The sequence below is a fragment of the Actinophytocola sp. genome (assembly GCF_035712165.1).
GTDB lineage: Bacteria > Actinomycetota > Actinomycetes > Mycobacteriales > Pseudonocardiaceae > DASYTH01.
The window spans coordinates 1-8,013 of the sequence record NZ_DASTBH010000490.1; the positions used below are offsets into that span (position 1 = coordinate 1).

General features: G+C 71.5%; 7 protein-coding genes. All 7 read right to left on the reverse strand.

Annotated features, from left to right (window positions below):
• On the reverse strand, positions 1-1,528 hold a 1,528-nt coding region (hutU, locus tag VFO68_RS27780), incomplete at its 3' end, for a urocanate hydratase (protein WP_325161354.1).
• The gene (hutH, locus tag VFO68_RS27785) at positions 1,525-3,033 is read right to left on the reverse strand and encodes a histidine ammonia-lyase (RefSeq protein WP_325161355.1); all 1,509 of its coding nucleotides are present in this window, start codon (positions 3,031-3,033) and stop codon (positions 1,525-1,527) included. The genes hutU and hutH, both read right to left, overlap by 4 nt.
• A gap of 79 nt (positions 3,034-3,112) precedes the next feature.
• Positions 3,113-4,054, reverse strand: coding sequence for an ABC transporter substrate-binding protein (locus tag VFO68_RS27790; RefSeq protein ID WP_325161356.1), 942 nt, complete (start codon positions 4,052-4,054; stop codon positions 3,113-3,115).
• Positions 4,055-4,064: 10 nt separating this feature from the next.
• Positions 4,065-4,820, reverse strand: coding sequence for an ABC transporter permease (locus VFO68_RS27795; protein WP_325161357.1), 756 nt, complete (start codon positions 4,818-4,820; stop codon positions 4,065-4,067).
• Between the two features lie 54 nt (positions 4,821-4,874).
• Positions 4,875-5,531 carry an ABC transporter permease gene (locus tag VFO68_RS27800; RefSeq protein WP_325161358.1) on the reverse strand — a complete coding sequence of 219 codons (657 nt, stop codon included), beginning with the start codon at positions 5,529-5,531 and terminating at the stop codon, positions 4,875-4,877.
• On the reverse strand, positions 5,528-6,670 hold the full coding sequence (locus VFO68_RS27805) for an ATP-binding cassette domain-containing protein (RefSeq protein WP_325161359.1): 1,143 nt from the start codon (positions 6,668-6,670) through the stop codon (positions 5,528-5,530). Before VFO68_RS27805 ends, VFO68_RS27800 begins: the two co-directional genes overlap by 4 nt.
• Before the next feature lie 102 nt (positions 6,671-6,772).
• Positions 6,773-8,013: bifunctional diguanylate cyclase/phosphodiesterase (locus VFO68_RS27810; RefSeq protein ID WP_325161360.1), on the reverse strand; the 1,241-nt coding region annotated here is incomplete at its 5' end.

Below are 8,013 nucleotides of genomic sequence, written 5' to 3' on the forward strand. Positions count from 1 at the left end.
CGATCTTATGGCCGGCCAGCTGCGTTCCGTCGGCCACCGTGACCTGGCCGGCGTGGATGGAACGGCCGATGCCGACCCCGCCGCCGTGATGGATGGACACCCAACTCGCCCCGGACGCGGTGTTCACCAGCGCGTTGAGCAACGGCCAGTCGGCGATCGCGTCCGACCCGTCGGCCATCGCCTCGGTCTCGCGGTACGGCGAGGCGACCGACCCGCAGTCCAGGTGGTCCCGCCCGATCACCACCGGCGCGGACAGTTCGCCACGCGCCACCATCTCGTTGAACCGCACCCCGGCCACGTCCCGCTCGCCGTAGCCGAGCCAGCAGATCCGGGCCGGAAGTCCTTGGAAGGCGATGCGTTCGCCGGCCATCCGGATCCACCGGGCGAGCGACTCGTTCTCCGGGAACAGCTCCAGGATGGTCCGGTCGGTCGCGGCGATGTCGGCCGGATCGCCGGACAGCGCCGCCCACCGGAACGGTCCCTTGCCCTCGCAGAACAGCGGCCGGATGTAGGCGGGCACGAAGCCCGGGAAGTCGAACGCCCGGTCGCAGCCGCCGAGCTTGGCCTCGCCGCGAATGGAGTTGCCGTAGTCGAACACCTCGGCGCCGGCGTCCAGAAACCCGACCATGGCGTCCACGTGCTCGGCCATCGAGTCCCGGGACCGGTCGGTGAACTCGTCCGGCTTCTTCGCGGCATAGTCGGACCAGTCCTCAAGGGACACTCCCTTTGGCAGGTACGCCAACGGATCGTGCGCCGAGGTCTGGTCGGTGACGATGTCCACCTCGACCCCCCGGCGGAGCAGTTCGGGCAGCACCTCGGCGGCGTTGCCGATCACCCCGACGGACAGCGCGCGGCCGTCCCGCCTGGCCGCGCCGACCCGGGCGATCGCGTCGTCCAGGTCGTCGGCGACCTCGTCCAGGTAGCGGGTCTCCACCCGGCGCCGGGCCCGCTCCGGGTCGACCTCGACGCACAGCGCGACACCCTCGTTCATGGTGATCGCCAACGGTTGCGCGCCGCCCATCCCGCCCAGCCCGGCGGTCAGCGTGAGCGTGCCGCGCAGCGTGCCGCCGAACCGCTTGTGCGCGACCGCGGAGAACGTCTCGTAGGTGCCCTGCAGGATGCCCTGGGTGCCGATGTAGATCCAGGACCCGGCGGTCATCTGGCCGTACATGGTCAGCCCCAACGACTCCAGCCGGCGGAACTCCGGCCAGGTGGCCCAGTCGCCGACCAGGTTGGAGTTGGCGATCAGCACCCGCGGCGCCCACTCGTGGGTACGCAGCACACCGACCGGCTTGCCGGACTGCACCAGCAGCGTCTCGTCCGCGCCGAGCGAGGTCAGCTCGCGGGTGATCGCGTCGAAGCTCGCCCAGTTCCGCGCCGCCCTGCCGGTGCCGCCGTAGACCACCAGGTCCTGCGGCCGCTCGGCCACCTCGGGGTCGAGGTTGTTGTGGAACATCCGCAGCGCGGCCTCGGTCTGCCAGCTCTGCGCGGTCAGGGTGGTGCCGCGGGCCGCTCGGACGGTTCTCATGGCAGTCCTCCGGTTCGGATCAGGTCTTCGGCGGCGGCGATCTCCGGTGCGAGGTGGCGGTCCGGACCCGGCCCGGGAACCCGCGCGCGCAGCGCGGCCACCGCCGCGGCGGTGGCCGGCGCCGGGGTCAGCGGGGCCCGCAGGTCCAGCGCGCGGGCGGCGGTGAGCAGTTCGATCGCGAGCACCGTGGTCAGCCCGTCGATCGCCCGGCGTAGCTTGCGCGCCGCCGACCAGCCCATGGACACATGGTCCTCCTGCATGGCCGAGCTCGGGATCGAGTCCACCGAGGCGGGCACGGCCAGCCGTTTGAGCTCGGCGACGATCCCGGCCTGGGTGTACTGGGCGATCATGTGCCCGGAGTCCACGCCGGGGTCGTCGGCCAGGAACGGCGGCAGCCCGTGCGAGCGGGCCACGTCGAGCATCCGGTCGGTGCGCCGCTCGGCCATGCTGGCCACGTCCGCGACCGGGATGGCCAGGAAGTCGAGCTGGTAGGCCAGCGGCGCGCCGTGGAAGTTGCCGTTGGACTCCACCCGGCCGTCGGCCAGCACCACCGGGTTGTCGACCGCCGCGGCCAGTTCCCGGTCGGCGACCAGTTCCGCGGCGGCCACGGTGTCCCGGGCCGCGCCGTGCACCTGGGGCGCGCAGCGCAGCGAGTACGCGTCCTGCACCCGGTTGCAGTCCGGGGTGCGGTGGCTCGCCACGATCGCCGATCCGGCCAGCAGCGCGGCCATCCGGGCCGCCGAGACCGCCTGGCCGGGGTGCGGGCGCAGCGCCTGCAGGTCGGCGGCGAACACCCGGTCGGTGCCCAGCAGGGCCTCCACGCTCATCGCCGCGGTGAGGTCGGCGACGTCGAGCAGCCGGTGCAGGTCGGCCAGCGCCAGCACCAGCATGCCGAGCATGCCGTCGGTGCCGTTGATCAGCGCCAGGCCCTCCTTCTCGGCCAGCGCGACCGTGTCGATCCCGGCTTCGAGAAGGGCGTCCGCGGCCGGCCGGCGTGCCCCCTCGGCGTCGAACACCTCGCCCTCGCCGGTCAGGGCCAGCGCCACGGCGGACAGCGGCGCGAGATCACCGGAGCAGCCCAGCGAACCGTGCTCGGGCACCACCGGGATGATCCCGGCGTTGAGCACCGCGGCCATCGACTCCACAATGGACGGACGGACGCCGGTGTGTCCGGTGGCCAGCGTGCGCAACCGCAGCAGCATCAGCGCGCGCACCACCTCGGGTTCGACCGCCGGGCCGGCGCCCGCGGCGTGCGACCGGATCAGCGAGCGCTGCAGCGCGGCCCGCCGGTCGGGCGGGATGTGCCGGGTCGCGAGCGCGCCGAAGCCGGTGGACACGCCATAGGTGGGCGTCGGCGCGTGCGCGAGTTCCTCGATGTGGGCCCGGGCCTTGGCCACCGTGTCCAGCGCCGTCTCGGTCACCTCGACCGCGGCCCCGTCCCGGGCGACCGCGACCACCGCCGCCCGGTCCAGTGGCCCACCATCGACAAGTACGGGTTCCTGCATGCCCCCATCACACCGCGCCGGGCGAGCCGGCACGACTCGGGGGTACCCGGGGGCGGACAGGCCCGCCCCCGGGCCCTACTCAGCTGATGCCGGCCGAGGCCAGCCAGTCCGCGGCCACCTTCGAGGCGTCCGGCTTGTCCGGGGCGGACAGCTTGCCGTTGAGCTCGATCAGCGTCTTGGTGTCCAGCTTGGCCGAGATCGCGTTGAGCACCTGCTTGACCTCGTCGCTCGCCTTCGACGCGTTGATCAGCGGCACCACGTTCTGCGCCGCGAAGTTGTTCTTCGGGTCCTCCAGCACCACGAAGTTGTTCACGGTGATCGCCGGGTCGGTGGTGAACACGTCGGCCGCCTGCACCGCGTTGGTCTTCAACGCGTTGATGGTCAGCGGTCCGCCGGCGTCCAGCGGCTTGAACTCCTTGAACTCCAGGCCGTAGTTCTTCTTGAACCCGGGCAGCCCGTCGGGCCGGTTGGCGATCTCCGGCGGTCCGCCGAAAATCGCCTCACCGGCATGCGCCTTGAGGTCCTCGATGGACTTCAGGCTCCACTTGTCGGCGGTCTCCTTGGTCACCACGATGGCGTCCTTGTCCTCGGCCGAGGACTTGTCCAGCACGATCAGGCTGGCCGGCAACGTCTTCTTCAGCGCCTCGTACACCTCGTCCGGCGCGGTCTCCGGCGCGGACTTGTTGAGGTACTGCAACAACACGCCGGTGTACTCGGGAAGCAGGTCGAGCGAGCCGTCCGTCATACCGGGCATGTAGGTCTCCCGGTTGCCGATGTTGAGTTTCTTCTCGACGGTGATGCCCTTCTTCGCCAGGCCGGCGGCGTAGATCTCGGCGAGCAGCGTGCTCTCCGGGAAGTTCGCCGAGCCGATGACGATCTTGTCGGGCTTGCCGACCGGACCGGACCCGGTCGGCTGCTGAGCCGGTGTGTTGGACAGCGGGTCGGAGGAACCCCCGCAGGCCGTCATGGTCAGCGCCGCGACGAGTGCGGTCGCCACACCGGCGAATATGCGAATCTTCAAGGGTTTCTCCTCACGAGGTAGCGACTTCCGGCTCCTCAACCGGCCTGATCCGAACGCGCGTGACGCGCCGGCTGACGGTGGACGTGCGCAGCCCGGGCGAGACCACCAGCCGCTGCACACCGGCGAGCACGAGCTCGACCGTGATGGCGAGCGCGGCGATCAGCACGGCGCCGCCCGCCATGATCGCGTAGCCCTCGACACCGCCGAAGGCCCGGCCGTCGATCACATAACGCCCCAGGCCGCCGAGCGACACGTAGGCGGCGATGCTGACCGTGGCGATCACCTGCAGCGTGGCGGCGCGCAGCCCGCCGAGCATGAGCGGCAGCGCGATCGGCAGCTCGACCTTCCACACGATGTCCCGTTCCCGCATGCCCATGCCGCGCGCGGCGTCCACCACGTCGGAGTCCACGTTGCGGATGCCCGCGTAGGTTCCGGCCAGCAGCGGCGGAATGGCCAGTGCCACCAGCGCGATGGTGACCGCCTGCAGCGCCAGGGCCACCCCCATGACCAGCACCAGCAGGATCACCAGGCCCAGCTCCGGCAGCGCCCGGAACGAGTTCGCGATGCCCACCACCAGAAAACCGCCGCGTCCGGTGTGGCCGATGTACAGGCCGATCGGGACCGCGATCACGATGGCGAACAGCAGCGCGAGGCCGGTGTAGCTGAGGTGTTCGACGATCCGGGTCGGAATCCCCGGGTCCCGGAAGTTCTTCTGCCAGTTCTCCGGGTTGGTCAGCCAGGCCCAGACCTGTTCGACGATGTTCATGTCCGCACCCCGCTGGCCGCGCCCTGGCTTGCCCGGCCGAGTCCGCTGGTTCGCTCAGCCATGTACGCCCGCCCGGGCTCGGGTCCAGGGCGTGATGAACCGGCCGAGCAGGGCCAGCAGGGCGTCCACGAGCAGCGCCAGCAGCACGATCAGCACGATGCCGGCGATGATCTCGGCGTAGTTCGGCGGGGAGAGCTGGGAACCGTGGGTCAGGTAGAAGCCCAGCCCGCCGACGCCGATGATCGCGCCGACGCTGACCAGGCTGATGTTGGACACCGCCGCCACCCGGACCCCGGCGACGAGCACCGGGACCGACAGTGGGAACTCCACGGCGAAGAACCGCCGGGTCGGCCCGTAGCCGATCGCGGTCGCCGCGGCGACGGTGTCCCGGGACACCGCGTCCAGCGCGTCGGCCACGGTGCGCACCAGCAGCGCGATCGTGTACAGGGTCAGCGCCGCCATGACGTTGATCGGGTCGAGGATCCGGGTGCCGAGAACCAGCGGCATCAGCACGAACAGCGCCAGCGACGGGATGGTGTAGAGCAGGCTGGAGGCCGGCACCAGGATCGCCCGGGCGGTGCGGTAGCGGTGCGCCACCCAGCCCAGCGGGATCGAGATCAGCAGGCCCACCAGCACCGGAACCAGCGCCAGGCCGAGATGCTCCCAGGAGGTGGCGAGCAGTTCGTCGATATGGTCCCAGACCCAGGTCATACCGGGACCTCGCCGGACTCGCGGGCCGCCGCCAACGCCCGGAACACGGTGTCCGCGCTGATCCCGCCGACCACCGCGCCGGCCGCGTCGACCGCGATGCCGAGCTGGGACGGCGAGCTGAGCGCGGCGTCCAGGGCGTTGCGCAGCGTGCCGGCGGTGCCACCGCTTCCGGCGTCGGCCTGGTAGAGCGAGCCGCCGGAGATCAGGCCGTCCGGGGCGAGGGCCGCCGATTCGTCCATTGTGGACAGAAGGTCCTCGGACACCCAGCCGAGTGGCCGGCCGCTCTCGTCCACCACCACCGCCCAGCCGGCGGCCAGCTTCGCCCGGGCCTCGGCGACCGGGGCGCCGGCCGGCACCCGGGCCACCGGGGCCAGCTCGATTCCTTTGGCCCCAAGGAAACCCAGGGCGCGGTAGCCACGGTCGCGGCCGATGAAGTCGGACACGAAGTCGTCGGCCGGCTTGGCCAGCAGAGCCGCCGGGGTGTCGTACTGGGCCAGCACACCGCCGACCCGGAACACCGCGACCCGGTCCCCCAGCTTGATCGCCTCGTCGATGTCGTGCGTGACGAACACGATCGTCTTGTCCAACTCGGACTGCAGGCGCAGCAACTGTTGCTGCAGATCATCGCGCACGATCGGGTCCACCGCGCTGAACGGCTCGGCCATCAGCAGCACCGGCGGGTCCGCGGCCAGCGCCCTGGCCACCCCCACCCGCTGCTGCTGGCCGCCGGAAAGCTGCGCGGGATACCGCTTGGCCAGCTCCGCGGGCAGGCCGACCAGCTCCAGCAGCTCGGCCGCCCGGGACCGGGCGGCACGCCGGCCGGCGCCGGTCAGGATCGGCACCGTGGCCACGTTGTCGAGCACCGTGCGGTGCGGGAACAACCCGGCGTGCTGGATCACGTAACCGATCCCGCGCCGCAGCCGGGCCGGCGCCGACTGGCGAACATCCTTGCCGTTCAACAGGATCTCGCCGGACGTCGGATCGAGCATCCGGTTGATCATGCGCAGGGAGGTGGTTTTCCCGCAGCCGGACGGACCGACGAACACGGTGATCCGGCCGTCCTCAACGGTCAGATCCAGATTGTCGACCGCGACGGTGCCGCCAGGGAACCGCTTGGTCACGGCCCGGAACTCGATCACTCGAGAACTCCCGCAGATCGAAACGGCCCCTCGCCGGCCGCGTGGTCAAACGACCCTAGCCTGCCGGACCGACGCAGGCAGCACGTTCCAGCATTTGGTGACTCAATCGCGCGGGATGCGCAGCGGCCCCATCCGCAACAGGTCGCGGAACTCCGCGGCGGGAACCGCTTTGGACAGCAGCCAGCCCTGGTAGGCCTCCACCCCGACGCTGCGCAGCACGTGGAACTGGGTGGCGGTCTCGACACCCTCGGCCACACAGCTGCGACCCATCGCGCGGGCCATGTCCACCACCGCCCTGGCCACGGCGAAGTCCGAGGCGTCGGTGGCGACCCCGGCGACGAACCGCCGGTCCACCTTGATGATCTGCGCCGGCAGCTCCTTGAGCCGGGCCAGCGACGAGTACCCGGTGCCGAAATCGTCGACCGCGAACCGGATGCCGCGGTCGGCCAGCTCCACCATCGCCGCGCGGCTGCGCTGCGGCAGGTCGATCAGGCTGGTCTCGACCAGTTCCAGCACCACCCGGTCCCATTCGATGCCGGACTCCGCGACGGCGGCGCTGACCACGTCGACGAAGTCCGGGTCGCTGGGCACCAGGCCGGACAGGTTGATCCCGACGCTCACCCCGCCGCCCAGCACCGCGCCGGCCATCAACGGCCACTTCGCCGCCTCCCGCAGCGCGGTGCGCAACGCCCAGCGGTCCAGCTCGCGCAGCAGGTCGCCCTGCTCGGCGACGGGCAGGAACTCGCCGGGCGGCAGCAGCCCGCGCTGCGGATGCGGCCAGCGCACCAGCGCCTCGGCGGACAGCACCGTGCCGTCCGGTCCGACCACCGGCTGGTAGTGCAGCACCAGCCCGTCGCTGCCGATCGCGTCGCGGAGCTGGCCCTCCAGCAGCATCTGGCTGTTGGCCGAGGCGATCATCGCCGCGTTGGCCACCGAGATCCGGCCGGTACCACGCCGTTTGGCGTCGAACATGGCCGCGTCCGCGTAGCGCAGCAGATCGGCCGCGGTGGTCTCCCGGCCGCTGGGCACCGCGGCACCGATCGCCGCCGAGACCCGCAGCAGCTGACCGCGCACCGGCACCGCGGTACGCAGCAGGCGGGCCGTCAGCTGGGCCAACGCCTCGACCCCGCCGGCCTCCTCGACGTCGGAGCAGATCACCACGTACTCGTCGCCGGACATCCGGGCCGCGGTGCAGCCCGGCGGCAGACCCCGCTCCAGCCGGCGGGCCAGCGCCACGATCAGCTCGTCGCCCACGTCGTGGCCCAGCGAGTCGTTGAACCGCTTGAAGTTGTCCACGTCGCAGAACAGCAGCGCGACGCTCTGCGCCTCCGGCCCGCCGAGCA

Bases quoted from the DNA above. Each gene is read 5' to 3' on its own strand.
- VFO68_RS27795 (WP_325161357.1), bottom strand. From the start codon at position 4,820: ATGAACATCGTCGAACAGGTCTGGGCCTGGCTGACCAACCCGGAGAAC.
- VFO68_RS27800 (WP_325161358.1), bottom strand. From the start codon at position 5,531: ATGACCTGGGTCTGGGACCATATCGACGAACTGCTCGCCACCTCCTGG.
- hutH (WP_325161355.1), bottom strand. From the start codon at position 3,033: ATGCAGGAACCCGTACTTGTCGATGGTGGGCCACTGGACCGGGCGGCG.